This is a genomic window from Streptomyces sp. 135 (genome assembly GCF_020026305.1).
Lineage (GTDB): Bacteria > Actinomycetota > Actinomycetes > Streptomycetales > Streptomycetaceae > Streptomyces.
This window is the reverse complement of the sequence record NZ_CP075691.1, coordinates 5,620,321-5,640,395: the sequence shown is the minus strand read 5'-3', so window position 1 is coordinate 5,640,395 and position 20,075 is coordinate 5,620,321. Positions and strand designations below refer to the sequence as shown.

Genomic DNA, 20,075 nt, shown 5'->3' with positions numbered 1-20,075 from the left:
AGTGAGGGAACGGAGCCGCGATATGTCAGATGCGCCTGAAGTGAACAGACCGGTGGTCACGCCGGTCCGCGTGGTCGTCGCCGTCTGCCTTGTCGCGCCGTTCGTGGCGATGCTCTGGGTGAGTTCCTACGCCAGGATCGAACCGACCCTCATAGGCATCCCGTTCTTCTACTGGTACCAGATGCTGTGGGTCGTCATCTCCACGGTGCTCACGATGATCGCGTACAAGCTGTGGCAGCGTGACCAGCGCGCCCGCAAGGAAGGTGCGCGGTCATGAACGGCGGAGTCAACGGCGTCGCGCTCGCCGTCTTCATCTTCTTCTTCATAGCGGTCACGGTCATGGGCTTCCTGGCCGCCCGCTGGCGCAAGGCCGAGAACGACCAGAGCCTCGACGAATGGGGCCTCGGCGGCCGGTCGTTCGGCACCTGGGTCACCTGGTTCCTGCTCGGCGGTGACCTCTACACCGCGTACACCTTCGTGGCCGTCCCGGCGGCGATCTACGCGGCGGGCGCGGCCGGGTTCTTCGCGGTGCCCTACACCATCCTCGTCTACCCGCTGATCTTCACCTTCCTGCCGCGCCTGTGGTCGGTCTCGCACAAGCACGGCTATGTGACCACCTCGGACTTCGTGCGCGGGCGCTTCGGGTCGAAGGGGCTCTCGCTGGCCGTCGCGGTCACCGGCATCCTCGCCACGATGCCCTACATCGCGCTCCAACTCGTCGGCATCCAGGCCGTCCTCGACGTCATGGGCGTCGGCGGTGGCCCGGACACCAACTGGTTCATCAAGGACCTGCCGCTCCTGATCGCCTTCGCGGTGCTCGCCGCGTACACCTACTCGTCGGGGCTGCGCGCGCCCGCACTGATCGCGTTCGTGAAGGACGGGCTGATCTACCTCGTCATCGTCGTCGCGATCATCTACATCCCGATCAAACTGGGCGGCTTCGACGACATCTTCGCCAAGGCCGGTGACGCCTTCGCGCAGACCAACCCGACGACCGACAAGCCGCGCGGCGCGCTCGCGCCCGCCGAGGCCGGGCAGTGGACGTACGCCACGCTCGCGCTCGGCTCGGCCCTCGCGCTGTTCATGTACCCGCACTCGATCACGGCGACGCTCTCCTCCAAGAGCCGCGACGTGATCCGCCGCAACACCACCATCCTGCCGCTGTACTCACTGATGCTCGGCCTGCTGGCACTGCTCGGCTTCATGGCGATCGCGGCGGGCATCAAGGTGGACAACGGCCAGTTGGCCATCCCGCAGCTCTTCGAGACCATGTTCCCGGACTGGTTCACGGGCGTGGCCTTCGCGGCCATCGGCATCGGCGCGCTGGTCCCGGCGGCCATCATGTCGATCGCGGCCGCGAACCTCTTCACCCGCAACATCTACAAGGACTTCCTCAAGCCCGACGCGACGCCCGCGCAAGAGACCAAGGTCTCCAAGCTGGTCTCACTGCTGGTGAAGGTCGGCGCGCTCGCCTTCGTCCTCACCATGGACAAGACCGTCGCGATCAACTTCCAGCTGCTCGGCGGCATCTGGATCCTCCAGACGATGCCCGCGCTGGTCGGCGGCCTGTTCACCCGGTGGTTCCACCGCTGGGCGCTCCTCGCCGGCTGGGCGGTCGGCATGGTCTACGGCACGCTGGCGGCGTACGGCGTCGCGTCGCCGACGCAGAAGCACTTCGGCGGCTCCTCCGACACGATCCCCGGCATCGGCGAGATCGGCTACATCGGCCTCACCGCGTTCGTCCTGAACGTCATCGTCACCGTGGCCCTCACCTTCGTCCTGAAGGCGTTGAAGGCCCCGGACGGCATCGACGAGACCTCGCCCGGTGACTACACCGCGGACGCGGGCGACCCGGGTGTCATCCAGGAACTGCCCAAGGCCACCGCGGGCGCCGGGCACTGAGCCCATACCTACCCGCATCGACAGGGCCGCCGGAAATCCGGCGGCCTTTGTCGTACCCGTGTTGCACACTGCGCCTCATGGATACGACGACCATCACGATCAGGCAGGCCCGCCCCGAGGAGTACGAGGCGCTGGGCGCCCTCACCGCGCAGGCCTATCTCGACGACGGACACCTGGACTTCGGGGCGGAGGACCCCTATCTGGACGTGCTGCGCGACGTGGCGGCGCGCGCGGCCGCGGCGGAGGTCCTGGTGGCGGAGGCGGACGGGACCGTACTCGGCTGCGTCACCTACGTCCCCTCCGGCGGGCCCATGGCCGACATAGCGCGCGAGAGCGAGGCGGAGATCCGCATGCTGGCCGTCTCCTCCGAGGCGCGCGGCCGGGGCGCCGGCGAGACGCTCGTACGGGAGTGCGTGCGGCGCGCCAAGGAGGCGGGCCGCACCGGGCTCGTCCTGTCCACGCAGACGTCGATGCACGCCGCCCACCGGCTGTACGGGCGCCTCGGCTTCGTACGGACGCCCGAGCGCGACTGGCGGCCGATCGAGACCGTGCCGCTGCTCGCCTACGCGTTGACTCTCTGAGCCCACCCGACTCCCCCTGCGCACCGACACAAGATGTGGGGCCGCCTCAGGAACCCGACACAAGATGTATGCTCGTGCTCGCTGTCGCCGCAGGGGAATCCGGTGCAAGTCCGGAACTGTCCCGCAACGGTGCATGTGTACGCATTTTGCGTACGCGGAGTCCGAGGACCTGCCGACAGTGCACCCGTGCCGTCCGGCCCGGGTGCCGACCGTCCGGGCCTCGTGGAGTGGGCCGGTGGACGCGGTACGCCGCCCTGCCCGGGTGCGCCCGTGTGTGCCCGCCCCCCTCCTCCTGGCCCAGAGCCGAGCGAGGGAGTGCTCCACGTGACCATCGCGCCTGCCGAACCTGCGTCAGCGCCGTCGAGGCCGACCACCGAGGGTGCCGAGGGAACCGACGGGCCAGGGGCCGCGCTGCTGCGCACCCTGACCGATCTCACCGCCGACCTTCCCGACGCCGACCCCGGCCGGGTCGCCGCCGCCGCGCTGCGCGGCCGCTCCGCCAGGGCCGACGCCTCGGAGCTGCGGGAGCTCGCGACCGAGGCGGCCGCGGGGCTCATCGCCGAGGACCCGGCGTACTCGAAGCTGGCGGCCCGGCTCCTGTCGATCGGCATCCGCGAGGAGGCGGCGACGCAGGGCGTGCGCTCCTTCACCGACTCCGTGGCGGTCGGCCACCGCGAGGGCCTGATCGCCGACCGCACGGCCCAGTTCGTGACGGCGCACGCGGCCCGGCTCGACGCGCTGGTGGACACCGCGCTCGCCGACGGCGCCGACTTCCGCTTCGAGTACTTCGGCCTGCGCACCCTGCACAGCCGCTATCTGCTGCGCCATCCGATCACCCGGCAGGTCATCGAGACCCCGCAGCACTTCATGCTGCGCGTCGCGAGCGGCCTGGCCAAGGACGAGGGCGCCGCGGCCGTGGACGAGGTCGCCGCGCTGTACGGCCTGATGAGCCGCCTGGACTACCTGCCGTCCTCGCCGACGCTCTTCAACTCCGGCACCCGCCACCCGCAGATGTCCTCCTGCTACCTCCTCGACTCCCCGCTCGACGAGCTGGACTCGATCTACGACCGCTACCACCAGGTCGCGCGGCTCTCCAAGCACGCGGGCGGCATCGGACTCTCGTACTCCCGCATCCGTTCCCGGGGTTCGCTGATCCGCGGCACGAACGGGCACTCGAACGGCATCGTGCCGTTCCTGAAGACCCTGGACGCCTCGGTCGCCGCCGTGAACCAGGGCGGCCGGCGCAAGGGCGCGGCCGCGGTCTACCTGGAGACGTGGCACTCCGACATCGAGGAGTTCCTCGAACTGCGCGACAACACCGGTGAGGACGCGCGCCGCACGCACAACCTCAACCTCGCGCACTGGATCCCGGACGAGTTCATGCGCCGGGTCGCCGCCGACCAGGACTGGTCGCTGTTCTCCCCGGCCGACGTGCCCGAGCTCGTCGACCTGTGGGGCGAGGAGTTCGACGCCGCCTACCGCGGGGCCGAGGCCGCCGGGCTCGCGAAGAAGACCATCCCGGCCCGGGACCTGTACGGCCGCATGATGCGCACCCTCGCGCAGACCGGCAACGGCTGGATGACGTTCAAGGACGCCGCCAACCGCACCGCCAACCAGACGGCGGAGCCCGGCCACACCGTGCACTCCTCGAACCTCTGCACCGAGATCCTGGAGGTGACGGACGACGGCGAGACGGCGGTCTGCAACCTCGGCTCGGTGAACCTCGGCGCCTTCGTGGAGGACGGCGACCTCGCCTGGGACCGGCTCGACGAGACCGTCCGCACCGCCGTCACCTTCCTGGACCGCGTCGTCGACATCAACTTCTACCCGACCGAGCAGGCCGGGCGCTCCAACGCCAAGTGGCGCCCGGTCGGCCTCGGCGCGATGGGCCTCCAGGACGTCTTCTTCCAGCTGAAGCTGCCGTTCGACTCCCCCGAGGCGCGCGCCCTGTCCACCCGGATCGCCGAGCGGATCATGCTCGCCGCGTACGAGGCGTCGGCCGACCTCGCCGAGCGCGAGGGCCCGCTGCCCGCCTGGGAGAAGACCCGCACCGCGCGCGGCGTGCTGCACCCCGACCACTACGGCGTCGAGCTGACCTGGCCGGAGCGGTGGGCGGCCCTGCGCGCCCGTATCGCCACGACCGGCATGCGCAATTCGCTCCTGCTCGCCATCGCGCCGACCGCCACCATCGCGTCCATCGCGGGCGTGTACGAGTGCATCGAGCCGCAGGTCTCCAACCTCTTCAAGCGCGAGACGCTGTCCGGCTGGTGGACGTGAAGCGGCTCGGCCTGGACGCGAGGCGCTGCGCGAGGCCAACGGCTCGGTGCAGGGCTTCGGCTGGATCCCCGAGGACGTCCGCGCGCTCTACCGCACGGCCTGGGAGATCCCGCAGCGCGGCCTGATCGACATGGCCGCCGCGCGCACCCCGTTCCTCGACCAGGCGCAGTCCCTGAACCTGTTCCTGGAGACGCCGACCATCAGCAAGCTCTCCTCGATGTACGCGTACGCCTGGCAGCAGGGCCTGAAGACGACGTACTACCTGCGCTCGCGCCCCGCCACGCGCATCGCCCGCGCGGCCGGTGGCTCGAACGCCACCGCCGCCCCCGTACCCGCGCAGGTCACGGCCGAAGAGGCCGTCGCCTGCTCCCTGGAAAACCCCGAGTCCTGCGAGGCCTGCCAGTAATGTCCATTGCCAAGAACCTTCTCGACCCGGGCTTCGAGCTGACCCTGCGCCCCATGCGCTACCCGGACTTCTACGAGCGCTACCGGGACGCGATCAAGAACACCTGGACGGTGGAGGAGGTCGACCTCCACTCGGACGTCGCCGACCTGGCGAAGATGACGCCCGAGGAGCAGCACCTGATCGGCCGCCTCGTCGCGTTCTTCGCGACCGGTGACTCGATCGTCTCCAACAATCTGGTGCTGACGCTCTACAAGCACATCAACTCCCCCGAAGCGCGGCTCTACTTGAGCCGTCAGCTCTTCGAGGAGGCCGTGCACGTCCAGTTCTACCTGACGCTGCTCGACACCTATCTGCCCGACCCCGAGGACCGGGCGGCCGCGTTCGACGCGGTGGAGGAGATCCCCTCCATCCGGGAGAAGGCGCAGTTCTGCTTCAAGTGGATGGACTCGGTCGAGAAGCTGGACCGGCTGGAGACGCAGGCCGACCGCCGCCGCTTCCTGCTCAACCTGATCTGCTTCGCCGCGTGCATCGAGGGGCTCTTCTTCTACGGTGCCTTCGCGTACGTCTACTGGTTCCGCAGCCGAGGTCTGCTGCACGGCCTGGCCACCGGCACCAACTGGGTCTTCCGCGACGAGACGATGCACATGAGTTTCGCCTTCGACGTGGTGGACACGGTCCGCAAGGAGGAGCCCGAGCTCTTCGACGACGCGCTCCAGACGCAGGTCACGGACATGCTGAAGGAGGCCGTCGAGGCGGAGCTGCAGTTCGCGCGCGACCTGTGCGGGGACGGTCTGCCGGGCATGAACACCGACTCGATGCGCGCGTACCTGGAGTGCGTCGCCGACCAGCGCCTCCAGCGGCTCGGCTTCGCGCCGGTCTACGGCTCGTCGAACCCGTTCTCCTTCATGGAGCTCCAGGGCGTGCAGGAGCTGACCAACTTCTTCGAGCGGCGGCCGTCGGCGTACCAGGTCGCGGTCGAGGGCTCGGTCTCCTTCGACGACGAGTTCTGAGAGGACCAGTACCGAGAACGTGTGTGTCCGCCCCGCCACGGGGGGCGGGGCGGACACACCTGCGCGCTCAGCGCGGCCGAACCCGCAGGACCAGCCGCTTCGGATGCAGGGTGATGCCGACGCGGGTGCCGGTGTCGGTCTCCGGGACCCGCTCCAGGCGCCACTTCGGGGCCACCGTGCCGAGGATCAGGGCCAGTTCGGCCATGCTGAAGTGATCGCCGGGGCACTTACGGTTGCCGACACCGAACGGCATCATGGCGAACTCCGGGATCTCCCCCGCGCGTTCGGGCAGCCACCGGTCCGGGTCGAACTCCAGGTGCCGCTCGAAGGAACGCGGGTCGCGCTGCATCGCGTAGACGCTGTAGACGATGTCCGCGTCGGCCGGAATGCGATAGCCGCCCAGTTCGGTCTCGGCCACCGACCGGCGCGTGAATATCCAGGCGGCAGGCCGTATCCGCATGGCCTCGGTGATGACATTGCGGGTGTGCGGCAGGTCGTCCAGGTCGGCGAATGTGATCGCGCGACCCCTGGCCACGGAATTTACTTCTTCAATCAACTTCCTTTCCTGCTCGGGGTGTTCGGTGAGCAGATGGAACGTCCACGCCAGCGTCGACGCGACATTCTCCGCACCGGCCACGACGAGGGAAACCACGTGGTCGTGGATCTCCTGGTCGGCCAGTGGCCGCCCGGATTCGTCCGTGGCACTCAGCAATTCCGCGAGCAGGTCCTGCGGCCCGCCGGGCCCGGCGGCCGCCCGGCGCTCCGCGACGATCTCGTCGACTAGCGCGTGCAGGTCGGCGAGCGCGTTCTCGAAGCGCCGGTTGGCGGGCGTCGGCACGCGGTGGAGCGGCCCGACCGAGAGCACCATCCGGCGGTAGAGGCCTTCGAAGACGGTGTGCAGCGAGTCGGCGACGCGGTCCGCCTTGTCGCCGATCGAGTCGACCTCCAGGAGGGAGCGCGAGACGATGCGCACGGCCGTGCGGAACATCTCCGCGCTCACGTCGACCGTCTCGCCGGGCCGCCAGCGGGCCGCCGTGGCGCGCGCCTCCTCCTCCATCACCCTGGCGTAGTCGGCGATCCGCTCGGGGCGGAACGCGGGCTGCATCATCCGCCGCTGGCGCCGGTGCAGCCGGCCGTTGCTGGTCGCCACGCCCTTGCCGAGGAGGACTTCGAGGGTGTCCCAGAGCGGCCCGCCGACGATGTACTCGGGGCTCTTCAGCAGGGCGCCGACCAGCTCCGGATCGCAGACCGCGTACGCCGTCCTCGGGCCCAGCCTGATCCTGACGAGATCCCCGTGGTCGCGCAGCGCGGCGAGGAAGCCGAGCGGGTCGCGCACGAGGTTCCAGGCGTGGCCGAGCAGAGGTGCGCCGCCCGCCACGAGCGGCGGGGTGCGCAGCGGGTCCGGCCCGGAGGCCGCCGGTACGGTTGTCGTGGACTCGACGCTCATTCCTCACCCACCAGTTCCTTTTCCGCCAGGGCGTCTTCCGTGACATACGGGGGCATGGACCGGTCGTCCCAGCTGTCCACCCGATAACGACCGGATTCGTGGTGGAACCAGTACACGGAAGAGAACCAGTTCCGCATGTTGAAGACGCAGGATTCCAATGCTTCCGCGAGTTCTTTTCCGCGCGTGCTCCCGCCGGCCAATCTACGGGCGAAAAGCAGTACTTCTTCCTCGGCCCGGATAAAATCCGTGACACATTGCGTGACCCGCCGGTGAACTTCGCGCACCGCCTCTTCGAGCGTCAGTCCCTCGTGGTGAATGAGGCTGATCCCGAGATTGTGCAGTTCATCTCCCGCCAGTTCTTTGGGAAGTGAGCACAGGTCGTTGTACCAGGCCGAGAAATCCTGGGTGGCCAGCGCCGCCCGCCGGTACGCGGGGTGCTCGCGTACGCCGTGCGGCAGTTCGCGTCCCGCGGTGGGTTCGAGCAGGTCGATCCAGGCCCAGTGCGCGAACGTGAGGCGGCGCAGCTCGACGTATGCCTCGACGGTGGGCACCGTGCCACCGCGGCGGTTGTGGAACTCCTGGTCGTAGGCGTCGATCACGGGGTGGAAGTGCCGGGCGAACCTGGCGTTCCAGCTGGGGCCCAGGAAGGAGTACAGGCGGCGGACGCAGTCCGCGAAGCCCGCGACCAGCGGGTCCGAGTGGTGCAGATACTGCCGGGGGGCGTCGAGCGCGCCGTGCAGGCCTCGGCACAGCCGCCACCACTGCTCCGCCCGGCCGTGCACCGAGTCGCGGTCGTGCCGGTCGTCCCATGCGAAGAACCAGCTGCTGAGATCGGCTATCGCGGTGAGCAACTCGTCCGGCGCGCCGATGTAGTAGCCGGCCACCAGATCGGTGTAGCAGAGGCTGTCCGCGTAGCGCTCGACCTTGTCCGGCGGCATGAGCCGCATTTCGCGCAACCAGTTCCTGGACTTCTCCTGAAGCTTTGGCCAATACGGGTGCAGACGCCGAGGAAACGCGGCCTCGACCATCGGAACGGCGAACGCCGGTGGGACCGATACCTTCCGCGTGCGTGGCTGTGTCTGAGAAGTGCTTCCGGAATATGCAGGCACGGACAAACCCCTTTCAGCCGCCTGGGTGGCACACACCCCTCCCGCACGTGCCGGGCGCGCGCCGTCGTGTATCCCCCGCGCTTTCCATTCAGCACCACAACTGACCGTTCAGGGAACAGTTTTGCGCCATTCACTACCCACCGGTGCCGAGAACCTCCCCGTACGTGACTGATTATGGATCTTCGACAGCCGGTTCTGCTCGCACTGGAGAGCGGCTCATGCCAACGGCCCCTGGTCAGGGGGGTTCCCGACCAGGGGCCGCTCGTGTCACGTGGCTCCCGCGCCGCTCAGGCGTCGCGCACGTCAGTCATTGGGTACCACGGGGTAGCGCGGCGTGCCCTCTGCCATCTGGCGCAGCGCGTCCTTGCGCTCCCTCTTGGAGAGGCGGTCGATGTACAGGTAGCCGTACAGGTGGTCCGTCTCGTGCTGGAGGCAGCGGGCGAAGTAGCCGGTGCCGCGCACCTTGATGGGGTTGCCCTTCTCGTCCTGGCCGGTGACCTCGGCGTAGTCCGGGCGGGCCAGCGGGGCGTAGGCGGTGGGCACGGAGAGGCAGCCCTCGCCCGAGTCGTCGAGGCGGCGCCGCTCGGCGGGCAGCTCGGTCAGGACCGGGTTGCAGACCACACCGACGTGGCGCACGCCCTCGTCGTCCATGCAGTCGTAGACGAAGACCTTCAGGTCGACGCCGACCTGGTTGGCTGCCACGCCCACGCCCTGCGCGACGCGCTGGGTCGCGAACATGTCGTCGATCAGCCTGGCGAGGTCGTCGTCGAAGGCCGTGACGTCTTTGCACTCCTTGTGCAGGACCGGATTGCCGACGACCGTGATCGGCCGCGACGTGCCGCGCTCGCGGTAGGCCGTCTCGCGCTCCTCGCAGTCCTCCGTGTCGATGACGAAGCCCTCGTCGTCGACGGGGAGCACCCCGCCCGAGGCCTGCTGCTCAGTGTCCTGCGCCATGTCCGCCGTAAGCCTTCCGTGAAACCCTCAAGAGTTGTGCCGGTACAGCCTACGGCGAAGTCCCGGCCCGCCTCTTCGGGTCAGCAGACCTCTTCGAGATCCCGCCAGTCGCGCGAGTCGGGGCTGTCCGCCACCCAGCTGTCCAGGAGGCCGCGCACCAGGGCGGCGGGCGCCGCGATGCCGCACTCCCGCTCCGGTACCCAGACCGCGCCGGGGCTGCGGTGGCCGAGCGGCCCCGGGTGGCCCGGCTCGCTGTGGTCGTGCGGGTCCAGGTGCTCGCCGTCGCCCTCGTCGCTCGGCATCCGGGACTCCGAGCACATGCGGCACAGCAGCCGTACGGAGGACGACCAGTCCTCGGCGGCGAAGCCCGCGTCGGCCGCGAGCTGCTCCAGGGCGTCCCGGTCGTCCTCGGTGGCCGCCTCCAGGAGGACCACCCAGGTCGGCACGGGTGAGGGCGCCCAGAGCTCGATCTCGTCGAAGACGGGGTACGAGTGTCCTGCCGCCGTCGTCCGCTCGCCGTGCGGGACGCCGTCGTGCAGCACGACCTCGCCCCAGCGCCGCCCGGAGGAGGGCAGCGGGATGGACAGCACCTCGATGCGCGCGGGGTCCAGCCTGCGGCCCCACACCACCTCGGCCTCGCCCTCCGGGGAGAGCCGCACGGCCGCGCTGCCGAGCTCCATGCCCGAGGGCTCGCCGGACGCGGCCACCCCGCCGGGCACCCGCAGGCCGTACGCCTGCCAGGCGCGGCGGGCCAGCGGCCAGTCCTGGAGCGCGGTCGCCGCGATGCCGACGTTCCACCAGTCCGGGGCACCCGCGGAGCGGTCCAGGAGTGCGACGGCGCGCAGCCCCGCGGCCCGCGCCTGCTCCCAGTCGTGCCGGAACTTGTGCAGCAGCGCGAGGTTGAACCAGGACTCGGACAGCCACGGTTCGAGGTCCGCCGCGCGTGTGAGCAGCGCTCCCGCGTCCTCGTACCGACCGTCGCCGATCAGCGTGAAGGCGCGGTCGGTCGCCTGCCGCCATGAGGCGGAGGGCCGGTGCCGTCCCTTGCCGAAGATCCTCACGATTCCCGCCTGATTCCCGCCTGTCACGATTTGTCGGAAGTCCCGTCCGCGAGGGCGCGGCGTCGGGTCGAACGCCCCCGCGCACCCTCTTCTTCCTCTTCTTCGCATCCAACCACGTACGGTCGGACGGCCGCTCATTACCCATGGGTTACCCAGCCGGGGGTGAGCTAAGGCCGCCCCTCGACACCACCCTCGCCAGGGACTCCACGACCTCCGGCTGATAGTCGTGGCCGGTGGCCAGCCGCAGCCTCTCCAAGGCGTTGAGCGGGCCGCCGAGCGCCCCCGAGGGTCCTTCTCCCCGCGCCATCTCGTCGTACGCGTTCGCGGTGCGCACAATTCGCGCGGTGAGCGGCTGATCGCGGTAGGGGTCGGCCTGACACTCCACGACCACGGCGACCGCGGAGTCCACTCCCGTCTGCCGTACGACGGCACCGCCGAGCAGGGCTATCCGGCGCTGCTGCGCCTCGGGCAGGGCGGCCGTGGCGCCCTCGGGCACGGGATCGACGAGGGAGAGCTGGCCGATGTCGTGCATCAGCGCCGCGTACTCCAGGACGGTCAGGTCCGGCCCCGTCAGCCCGAGGTCGCGCCCGACGGCCCGGCTGAGCCCGGCGACGCGGTGGGCGTGGCCCTGCGGGGTGTAGCCGGCGATCTCCGTGGCCCTGGCCAGCGACGCGATGGTCTGGCGGTAGGTGGCCCGCACCGCCGCGTAGCGCCGGAAGGAGAGCTGGGTGAGCAGCAGCGGAAGGCTGAAGACGGGCAGCGCCCAGAGCCCCGCCACGGCCACGGCGAGCGCCATCACGGCCCCCGTGGCGCAGACGGCCGAACCGATGCCGAGCATGGCCCGCAGTTCGTCGCGGAGCAGCGGCCCGAACGGCCAGCGGGTGCGGGCGTGCGCCATCGCGGCGGCGAGGACGGCGTCGCAGAGCGCGGTGAGGACGAGCACGGCGACGATGACGAGCGCGAACCAGGGGCCGTGGCCGACCCACTCCTCCAGCCTGCCCGCGTTGTAGAGGGGCTGGAAGCAGGCGGCGGCGAACGCGACGGTCAGCACGCGCCGCGCCATGTGGTCGAGGGTGGGCCCCCGGCCGAGCGCCACGTGTGGCACGGCTCCCACGAGGGCGGCCGCGACGACCACGGCGATCACCTGGAGCACCCCGTGGTGCGTGGCCTGGCCCGCGTTCTGCCCGAGCAGCGCGTAGGCCAGGGCTCCGGCGGCCCCGAGCGGCGCGGGCTCCCGGTCGCCGCCGCTGCCCCACCGGGCCAGTTCCCCGAGTCCGATGAGCACCCCGAAGGCGAGGGCGACCCGCCCTTCCGCGACGCCGTGCCACAGGGTCCAGCCCAGAGAGGCGAGGGCGAGCAGGCCGGCCAGGCCGTGGGCCGCCGTGGTGGGCAGGCGTTCCGCACGGCTGGGCGGGTGCGCGCCGCCGGGGCGGTCACCGGGCGGTAGCCCGCGCGCCGCAGGTGCGGCCGCGCGCGCAGGCGGTACGTTTCCGCCCTGGTCGGCGCCGTGCTCCGGGCCTCGGCGCGGGACGTCCGAGGTGACCTCGGGGTGCCATCCGTCCCGGTCCAGGGCGCGTGTCAGCGCGGCGACCATGGCGGGGTCGAACTGCGCCCCCGCGCACCGGGCCAGCTCCTCCAGGGCGGCGGGCACCGGCCGGGCCCGCCGGTAGGACCGCGTGGACGTCATCGCGTCGAAGGCGTCGGCGACGGCCACCACCCGGGCGCACTCGGGGATCTGCCGTCCGGCGAGCCCGTAGGGGTAACCACTGCCGTCGATCCGCTCGTGGTGGTGGAGGATCGCCGCCCGTGCCTCGCCGAGGAACCCGATGCCGCGCACCATCTCGTGTCCGTACTCGGGGTGGAGCTCGATGACGCGCCGCTCCTCCTGGGTCAGGGGGCCGTCCTTCCGCAGCAGGCGGGTGGGGACGCCGAGTTTGCCGACGTCGTGCAGGATGCCCGCGAACCGCAGGACCTCGACGCGCTCGTCGTCCATGCCCAGCTCGCGCGCGATCATCACCGAGGCGCGCCCGACCCGCTCGCTGTGGCCGCGGGTGTACTTGTCCTTGAGGTCGACGGCCTGGACGAGCGCCCGGATGGTGGCCTGGTGGGCGGCGCGCTCGCGGTGGTACTGCGCGAAGACCCAGCAGGAGACGCCCATCGGCAGCAGCACGAGCAGCGCGGCCGGGGGTCCGTAGGGGCTGGTCCACAGGATCGCCATCATCAGCCCGGCCAGGCCGTGCACCGCCACGGGTGCGAGCGAGCGCGCGAAGAGCCCCCGCCACGCGCTCCGCAGGGGAACCCGCTCGGCCATCGCGAGGACCCCTCCGTCCAGCACGGTGAGCACGGCGCAGAAGGCCACCACGGCGGCTCCCGCGGGCCCGAGGACGTAAGGGAAGTCGGGGCCGGCACCGGCGGCGGGCCCGCCGAGCGCCCCGTACACCCGCGCCGCCGTCCAGGAGGCCACGGCGAGCTGGGCGGCGCGCCAGAGGCGGCGTACCCGGCGGGGCGCCGGTCGACGCGGGCGAGCAGCGCGCCCGGCACGGCGACGAGGGCGGCGGCCGCGGGCGGCAGCAGGAAGACCCCGGCGAGCAGCACGGGAAGAAGGTGCCGAGGCCGCGCGTGCGGCCGTGGGGCAGGGCGGCCCGCTCGCACCCGGCGCAGAGCACCGCGAGGAGCGCGACGGCCGGCCAGGGGGTGCGTGAGCTCAGCGCGGGCGCGGCACAGGCGGCGCCGCCCAGAGCGACGCAGAGGATGTAAAGGCGGGCCCGCGCCGGCACCGACCGCATGGAGTTCTCCTCCCCGTTCCAGCTCGCAAGACCCAGGTCCGGAGACTAGGGCGGCGGCTCGGCGGTCAGTACCCGACGGCGGCGAATTAGCACATTCGAGTGACAGGAGGGAGGAACGGGGCCAGAAAGAAGAGCAGGCCGCCATCATGCGCGACCTGCTCCCGCTCTCAACTGCCGGGCACCACCAGGGGGTTCACGCCTCCGAGGGCGTCACACCCGGCGCGGCGTCCTGCGTGACGTCCTGGTCGGGCACCGACTGCCCGGAGCGGATGAGGTCGATGCGTCCCATGACCTTGGCCCGCAGGTCGGTGGGCACGTCGTCCTGACCGCAGCAGCGCTTCACCAGCTTCTTCACGGCCTGTTCCAGGCCGTACTTCTCCAGGCACGGCGAGCACTCCTCGAAGTGCGTCTCGAACTTGGTGCAGTCGCTGTCCGGCATCTCGTGGTCCAGGAACTCATAGAGGTGGTCCAGGACTTCACTGCAGTCAGTCTCGTGCGGCTCTCCGCAGCTCATGAGCCCGAGCCTTTCGTTCCGTTCGACTCCCCGGCACCCGCCGGGACGAGCCCGCGCTCACGGGCGTAGTCCTCCAGCATGCCGCGCAGTTGGCGGCGGCCCCGGTGCAGCCGGGACATCACCGTACCGATGGGTGTCCCCATAATGTCCGCGATCTCCTTGTAGGCAAAGCCCTCGACATCGGCCAGATAGACGGCGATGCGGAATTCCTCGGGGATCGCCTGGAGCGCCTGCTTCACGTCCGAGTCGGGCAGGTGGTCCAGCGCCTGCGACTCGGCGGAGCGCAGACCGGTGGACATGTGCGACTCGGCGCGCGCGAGCTGCCAGTCCTCGATCTCCTCGGCGGCACTGCGCTGGGGCTCGCGCTGCTTCTTGCGGTAGGAGTTGATGAACGTGTTCGTGAGGATCCGGTACAGCCACGCCTTGAGGTTGGTGCCCTCGCGGAACTGGTGGAACGACGCGTACGCCTTCGCGTAGGTCTCCTGGACCAGGTCCTCCGCGTCCGCCGGGTTGCGCGTCATGCGCAGCGCCGCCGAGTACATCTGGTCGAGGAACGTCAGCGCGTCCCGCTCGAAGCGGGCCGTGCGCTCCGCGGCCGTCTCAGAACCCTCTTCCGGGCGCTCCGCCTGGCCGTGCTCGGTCCCTGCGTCGGTCCCAGTGACCGGACCCACCTCCTCCAACGACGTGGCGAGGCCGAATGCAGCCCCACTCGAATCGGAGGATAGACGACGATCCACTCCGCGCGCCGCCCGAATAGTCGCGGTTTTGGGTGCGCTCAAGACCGTCCACTCCAGGTCAGAGGCGCTGGAGCGGTTCGGGCAGATGGTCGAACCCATGCGGCGGACTCCCTCTCGTACGAACACGTCTGCGACGGTGTGCACCGTCTGTTCGCGACAACAGGGGTCACGCGCCCAACATTCCCGCCCACCGTGTGACGCCGTCCGTGATGACCGTCATGGCCTCGTCCTGGGACAGTTCCGCCTTCTTCGGCACCTTGAAACCGTGATCGCCGAAGGGCACTTCGACCAGTTCGTACGTCCCCTCGGGGAACTCGGCGGGCCTTCCGAAGGGGTCGTTGCCGCCCTGTACGACGAGGGTCGGCACCCCGGCGCCGAGCAGCTCGTCGGCGCGGGACTTCTCGGGCCTGCCCGGCGGGTGCAGGGGGAAGGAGAGTGCGAGGACGGCTGCCGCGCCCAGCTCGGTCGCCGTGCGGCAGGCCACGCGCGCGCCCGCGCTGCGGCCTCCGGAGATCACCGGGAGCCCCTTCTTCTCCAGCGCGGGCCAGATGCCCCGCCAGCCGACGTCCAGTGTCTTCGGCGCGGGCGCCAGCTTCTTGCCCGCGACCCGCCAGGGTTGCTCGACGAGGGCGACGCTCACGCCGTGCGCGGGCAGCGTGGCGGCGAGGGCCTGGAGGTCAGGGGCCTCGATGCCGCCGCCCGCGCCATGGCTGACGGCCAGCAGGTGGCGCGCCTTCCTCTTCGCGGGGTGCCAGGTGATGCGCGCCGTACCGGCGTCGGTCTCCACTGTCTCGGTCTGCGGCGTGTGTGTCTCGTGCGTCACGCCCGTTTCATACGTCACGTCAGAAGAGTGTGCCCTCTTCGGGGCCGTCCAGCTCCTTGAGCAGCTCCGGGCCGTTGTTGCGTACGTTGCTGACGGCCGTCGACACGGGGTACGCCCGCATCAGCCCGGCCGGGGGCGGCTCCAGGAGTGCGCGCAGGTCCTCGACGTCCGTGCGGGACGGGTCGAGCCAGGCGTCCCAGCGGTCGGGGGTGAGCATCAGCGGCATCCGGGGGTGGATGTCGGCGAGCGCGCGCGGTCCCTCGGCGGGTGCGACGGCGAGCGGGGCGGTCTCGGCCTCGGTGGTGATCACCGTGCAGGTCACCCACCAGGCGAGGGGGTGCTCGTCGGGCAGGGTCTTGTCCCGCCAGAACTCGTAGAGGCCCGCCATGGCGAAGACGGAGCCGTCGGCCGGCGTCACGAAGTACGGCTGCTTGCGGGGCCGCTTCTTCTTGCCCTCGACCTCCAGCTGCCGTTCCTCGGGCGCGGTCACCCACTCGTAATAGCCGTCGGCGGGCAGGACACAGCGGCGCGAGGCGAAGGCGCGGCGGTAGGAGGGCTTCTCGTGCACGGTCTCGGCACGGGCGTTGATCATCCGGGCGCCGCCCTCGGGCGTCTTGGACCAGGACGGCACGAGGCCCCACTTGAGGGTGCGCAGCTGGCGAACCGGAACCGGGTCCTCGGCGTCTTTCAGGGGACGGTCGAGGATCGCGTGGACCTCTTTGGTGGGCGCCACGTTGAAATCCGGGGCGAGGGCCTCTTCCGGCTCCCACTTCTCGATCCCGAAGACCTCCGCGAGGTCCCCGGGTCCACGACTGGATGCATACCGTCCGCACATACGTGCCAGACTGCCACGACCCCGTCCCCCAGAGGAGCCAGTCCCGACAATGGAAAGCACCGCCACCGCCAGTCCGGCCGATCTCTGGGACCGCGTCTTCGGCACGCAGCCCGCGCCCGAGCAGTGGCTGGTGATCGCGGCCGGCGTCGTCGCGCTCGCCGTCGTCGTCCCGCACGGCGTGTGGCGCCTGGCCCGCAACGCCATCACCATCGCCCACGAGGGCGGCCACGGCCTGGTCGCGCTGCTCACCGGGCGCCGCCTCGACGGCATACGCCTGCACTCCGACACCTCGGGCCTGACCGTCTCACGCGGCAGGCCCACCGGGCCCGGCATGATCCTGACCGCGGCGGCCGGCTACACCGCGCCCCCGCTGCTCGGCCTCGGCGGCGCGGCCCTGCTCTCCTCGGGGCGCATCACGGCCCTGCTGTGGATCGCCACCGCGCTGCTCGTCGCGATGCTGGTCATGATCCGCAACGCGTACGGCGCCCTGACGGTCCTGCTGACCGGGGGCACCTTCCTCCTGGTGTCCTGGCTGGCGGAGACCGACGTGCAGGCGGCTTTCGCGTACGCGGTGGTGTGGTTCCTGCTCCTGGGCGGTGTTCGCCCCGCCTTCGAGCTCCAGGCCAAGCGCCGGCACGGGGGCGCGGGCGACTCGGACGCCGACCAGCTCTCGCGGCTCACCCACGTCCCCGCCGGGCTGTGGCTCTTCCTCTTCCACGCCGTGTCGCTCTGCTCCCTGATGGGCGGGGCACGCTGGCTCCTCGCCGTCTGAGCGGGGTCCGCGGCAGCCACTAAAGTGAGGGCATGACCGAAACCCCGGCGCACACCGCCCTCTGGCCCGCCCCGCACGCAAGCGGAGCCGTCACCGCGACGGTCCACGTCCCCGGTTCGAAGTCGGTCACCAACCGCGCGCTCGTCCTCGCCTCCCTCGCCGCCGAGCCGGGCTGGCTGCGCCGCCCGCTGCGCTCCCGCGACACGCTGCTGATGGCGGGCGCCCTGCGCGCGATGGGCGTCGGCATCGAGGAGACGGTGTCGTCCAGCTCCTCCGTCGCTGGCGGCACCGGCGAGGCCTGGCGCGTGATCCCCTCGGGTCTGCACGGCCCGGCCACAGTCGACGTCGGCAACGCCGGCACGGTCATGCGCTTCCTGCCCCCGGTCGCCGCCCTCGCCGACGGCCCGATCCGCTTCGACGGCGATCCCCGTTCGTATGAGCGCCCCCTGACCGGTGTGATCGACGCCCTGCGCGTGCTCGGCGCCCGCATCGACGACACGACGCTCGGCAGCCCGGGGGCGCTGCCGCTCACCGTGCACGGCGCCGGGGCCCTGGACGGCGGACCGGTCGAGATCGACGCCTCGTCCTCCTCCCAGTTCGTGAGCGCTTTGCTGCTGTCGGGCCCGCGCTTCAACCAGGGCGTGGAGGTCCGGCACGTGGGCGGCCCGCTGCCCTCCATGCCGCACATCCGGATGACGGTCGACATGCTGCGCTCGGCCGGGGCGCAGGTGGACACCCCCGAGGCGGGCGGTGAGCCCAACGTCTGGCGGGTCACCCCCGGCGCGCTGCTCGGCCGTGACCTGACCGTCGAGCCCGACCTCTCCAACGCCCAGCCGTTCCTCGCCGCGGCCCTGGTCACCGGCGGCACGGTCACCATCCCCGACTGGCCCGCGTACACCACGCAGCCCGGCGACGCGCTCCGCGAGATCTTCACGCAGATGGGCGGCTCCTGCGAGCTGACCGAGCAGGGCCTGGTCTTCACCGGCTCCGGCTCGATCCACGGCCTCGACGTGGACCTGAGCGAGGTCGGCGAGCTGACCCCCGGCATCGCGGCGGTCGCGGCCCTCGCCGACTCCCCCTCGACGCTGCGCGGCGTCGCGCACCTGCGGCTGCACGAGACGGACCGCCTTGCCGCGCTCACCAAGGAGATCAACGAACTCGGCGGCGACGTCACCGAGACCGCCGACGGCCTGCACATCCGCCCGCGCCCGCTGCACGGCGGTGTCTTCCACACCTACGACGACCACCGCATGGCGACCGCGGGCGCGATCATCGGCCTCGCGGTGGCCGGCGTACAGATCGAGAACGTCGCGACGACGGCGAAGACCCTCCCGGACTTCCCCGAACTCTGGACCGGGATGCTCGGGAACTGACGGGCGGAACGAGAACATGCGCCGCTACGGCAAGAACCCCGACGAGGACGACATCCGCGTCCGCCCCAACCGCAAGGGCAACCGCCCCCGTACCCACATCAGGCCCAAGCACGAGGACGCCGCCGAGGGCATGGTCCTCACCGTCGACCGCGGGCGGCTGACCGTCCTGGTCGACGACCGGATCGTGATGGCCATGAAGGCCCGTGAACTGGGCCGCAAGGCCGCCGTGGTGGGCGACAGGGTCGCGGTGGTCGGGGACCTGTCCGGCAAGAAGGACACCCTCGCCCGCATCGTGCGGATCGGCGAGCGCACCTCCGTCCTGCGGCGCACCGCCGACGACGACGACCCCTACGAGCGGGTGGTCGTCGCCAACGCCGACCAGCTCGCCATCGTCACCGCCCTCGCCGACCCGGAGCCGCGCCCGCGGCTGATCGACCGGTGCGTCGTGGCGGCGTACGACGGCGGCCTGGAACCGATCCTCGTGCTGACCAAGTCGGACCTGGCGTCGGCCGACAAGCTCCTGGAGACGTACGCCACCCTCGACATCCCCTACGTGGTCACCAGCCGCGAGGAGTTCACCGACGGCGCGGAGCTGGCGCGGGTGCACGAGCTGCTCGACGGCAAGGTCACCGCCTTCGTCGGGCACTCCGGGGTGGGCAAGACGACGCTGGTGAACGCGCTGGTCCCCGAGGAGCGGCGCCGCACCACGGGGCACGTCAACGCGGTCACGGGGCGCGGCAGGCACACCACCACCTCCGCGCTGGCGCTGCCGCTGGCGGATGTGGGCGGCTGGGTGATCGACACTCCGGGCGTGCGGTCGTTCGGCCTCAACCACGTCGATCCTTCGCGCGTCATCCTCGCCTTCCCCGACCTGGAGCCGGGGACGGCGGACTGCCCGCGCGGCTGCAGTCACGACGAGAAGGACTGCGCGCTGGACGCCTGGGTCGCCGACGGGCACGCGGACCCGCAGCGCCTGTACTCCCTGCGCCGGCTGCTGGCCACGCGCGAGCGGCGCGAGGACGACTGACCGCCCCTTGCTCGCGTGACCTCCCCGTTGTTTGCGCCCCCCGCGACGCAGGTAAATGCATAATCGCACCAAGCCGGAGTGAGCGGGGCGAAGCGGTCGCGGAACGTGGACGAGTGCGGGAGGCAGGGACACATGGCGTGGCTGCTGGTCATCGTGGCGGGGATTCTTGAAACCGGCTTCGCGGTCTGTCTGAAGCTCTCGCACGGCTTCACCCGGCTCTGGCCGACGATCGCGTTCGCCTGTTTCGCGCTCGGCAGCTTCGGTCTGCTCACCCTGGCGCTGAAGAAGCTGGACGTCGGGCCCGCGTACGCGGTCTGGACCGGGATCGGCGCGGCGGGCACCGCGATCTACGGCATGATCTTCCTCGGTGACCTGGTCTCCACGCTCAAGATCGTCTCGATCTCGTTCGTGATCATCGGCGTGGTGGGGCTCCAGCTGTCCGGCTCCGCGCACTGAGCACC

Annotated in this window: 17 protein-coding genes, 2 pseudogenes and 1 riboswitch; of the genes and pseudogenes, 9 read left to right on the top strand and 10 right to left on the bottom strand. The window is 70.9% G+C overall.

Annotated elements, in window-relative coordinates; translation table 11 throughout:
* Positions 1-22: 22 nt before the first annotated feature.
* The 5 genes and pseudogenes from KKZ08_RS25640 to KKZ08_RS25620 all read left to right on the top strand — a co-directional run bounded on the left by KKZ08_RS25640 (position 23) and on the right by KKZ08_RS25620 (position 6,176).
* Entirely contained in the window at positions 23-277 is a 255-nt protein-coding gene (locus tag KKZ08_RS25640; RefSeq protein ID WP_223776675.1) for a DUF3311 domain-containing protein, read from the top strand.
* Positions 274-1,902 carry a sodium:solute symporter gene (locus KKZ08_RS25635; RefSeq protein WP_223776674.1) on the top strand — a complete coding sequence of 543 codons (1,629 nt, stop codon included), beginning with the start codon at positions 274-276 and terminating at the stop codon, positions 1,900-1,902. The genes KKZ08_RS25640 and KKZ08_RS25635 overlap by 4 nt, the downstream gene beginning before the upstream one ends.
* Positions 1,903-1,979: 77 nt before the next feature.
* The gene (locus KKZ08_RS25630; RefSeq protein ID WP_223776673.1) at positions 1,980-2,483 is read left to right on the top strand and encodes a GNAT family N-acetyltransferase; all 504 of its coding nucleotides are present in this window, start codon (positions 1,980-1,982) and stop codon (positions 2,481-2,483) included.
* Positions 2,484-2,534: 51 nt separating this feature from the next.
* A riboswitch (cobalamin riboswitch) is annotated at positions 2,535-2,675 on the top strand.
* Between the two features lie 132 nt (positions 2,676-2,807).
* Positions 2,808-5,166, top strand: a pseudogene (locus tag KKZ08_RS25625) (ribonucleoside-diphosphate reductase subunit alpha).
* Positions 5,166-6,176, top strand: coding sequence for a ribonucleotide-diphosphate reductase subunit beta (locus tag KKZ08_RS25620; protein ID WP_223776672.1), 1,011 nt, complete (start codon positions 5,166-5,168; stop codon positions 6,174-6,176). Before KKZ08_RS25625 ends, KKZ08_RS25620 begins: the two are co-directional and overlap by 1 nt.
* A 67-nt stretch (positions 6,177-6,243) precedes the next feature.
* Here KKZ08_RS25620 and KKZ08_RS25615 read toward each other — a convergent pair whose 3' ends face one another.
* The 10 genes and pseudogenes from KKZ08_RS25615 to KKZ08_RS25570 all read right to left on the bottom strand — a co-directional run bounded on the left by KKZ08_RS25615 (position 6,244) and on the right by KKZ08_RS25570 (position 16,442).
* The gene (locus KKZ08_RS25615) at positions 6,244-7,623 is read right to left on the bottom strand and encodes a cytochrome P450 (protein ID WP_223776671.1); all 1,380 of its coding nucleotides are present in this window, start codon (positions 7,621-7,623) and stop codon (positions 6,244-6,246) included.
* Positions 7,620-8,732, bottom strand: coding sequence for an epi-isozizaene synthase (gene cyc1, locus KKZ08_RS25610; protein ID WP_346657921.1), 1,113 nt, complete (start codon positions 8,730-8,732; stop codon positions 7,620-7,622). Before cyc1 ends, KKZ08_RS25615 begins: the two co-directional genes overlap by 4 nt.
* Positions 8,733-9,035: 303 nt before the next feature.
* Positions 9,036-9,686, bottom strand: a complete 651-nt coding sequence (gene def, locus KKZ08_RS25605; protein ID WP_223776669.1) for a peptide deformylase — start codon at positions 9,684-9,686, stop codon at positions 9,036-9,038.
* A gap of 80 nt (positions 9,687-9,766) precedes the next feature.
* Positions 9,767-10,747: a hypothetical protein gene (locus KKZ08_RS25600; RefSeq protein WP_205035344.1), complete on the bottom strand. Its 981-nt coding sequence runs from the start codon at positions 10,745-10,747 to the stop codon at positions 9,767-9,769.
* A 148-nt stretch (positions 10,748-10,895) separates the two neighbouring features.
* The gene (locus tag KKZ08_RS25595) at positions 10,896-12,140 is read right to left on the bottom strand and encodes an HD domain-containing protein (protein WP_223779186.1); all 1,245 of its coding nucleotides are present in this window, start codon (positions 12,138-12,140) and stop codon (positions 10,896-10,898) included.
* A 132-nt stretch (positions 12,141-12,272) separates the two neighbouring features.
* A pseudogene (locus KKZ08_RS25590) lies at positions 12,273-13,533 on the bottom strand (HD-GYP domain-containing protein); the annotation flags it as partial.
* Between the two features lie 193 nt (positions 13,534-13,726).
* On the bottom strand, positions 13,727-14,047 hold the full coding sequence (gene rsrA, locus KKZ08_RS25585; RefSeq protein WP_223776668.1) for a mycothiol system anti-sigma-R factor: 321 nt from the start codon (positions 14,045-14,047) through the stop codon (positions 13,727-13,729).
* Positions 14,044-14,718 carry an RNA polymerase sigma factor SigR gene (gene sigR / locus KKZ08_RS25580; RefSeq protein ID WP_030780923.1) on the bottom strand — a complete coding sequence of 225 codons (675 nt, stop codon included), beginning with the start codon at positions 14,716-14,718 and terminating at the stop codon, positions 14,044-14,046. Before sigR ends, rsrA begins: the two co-directional genes overlap by 4 nt.
* 232 nt (positions 14,719-14,950) lie before the next feature.
* Positions 14,951-15,607 carry an alpha/beta family hydrolase gene (locus tag KKZ08_RS25575; RefSeq protein WP_223776667.1) on the bottom strand — a complete coding sequence of 219 codons (657 nt, stop codon included), beginning with the start codon at positions 15,605-15,607 and terminating at the stop codon, positions 14,951-14,953.
* 19 nt (positions 15,608-15,626) lie between these two features.
* Complete coding sequence (locus KKZ08_RS25570; protein ID WP_223776666.1) at positions 15,627-16,442, bottom strand: SOS response-associated peptidase; 816 nt, start codon at positions 16,440-16,442, stop codon at positions 15,627-15,629.
* Between the two features lie 49 nt (positions 16,443-16,491).
* Here KKZ08_RS25570 and KKZ08_RS25565 point away from each other — a divergent pair, with 49 nt between their 5' ends.
* The 4 genes from KKZ08_RS25565 to KKZ08_RS25550 all read left to right on the top strand — a co-directional run bounded on the left by KKZ08_RS25565 (position 16,492) and on the right by KKZ08_RS25550 (position 20,070).
* Positions 16,492-17,214 (top strand): M50 family metallopeptidase, encoded by a 723-nt coding sequence (locus KKZ08_RS25565; protein WP_223776665.1) that lies wholly within the window; start codon positions 16,492-16,494, stop codon positions 17,212-17,214.
* A gap of 32 nt (positions 17,215-17,246) precedes the next feature.
* Positions 17,247-18,587, top strand: a complete 1,341-nt coding sequence (gene aroA / locus KKZ08_RS25560; RefSeq protein ID WP_223776664.1) for a 3-phosphoshikimate 1-carboxyvinyltransferase — start codon at positions 17,247-17,249, stop codon at positions 18,585-18,587.
* A 16-nt stretch (positions 18,588-18,603) separates the two neighbouring features.
* Positions 18,604-19,614, top strand: coding sequence for a ribosome small subunit-dependent GTPase A (rsgA, locus tag KKZ08_RS25555; RefSeq protein WP_223776663.1), 1,011 nt, complete (start codon positions 18,604-18,606; stop codon positions 19,612-19,614).
* Between the two features lie 132 nt (positions 19,615-19,746).
* A complete protein-coding gene (locus KKZ08_RS25550) occupies positions 19,747-20,070 on the top strand; it encodes a multidrug efflux SMR transporter (protein WP_127911081.1) in 324 nt (107 codons plus the stop codon).
* Positions 20,071-20,075 lie beyond the last annotated feature (5 nt).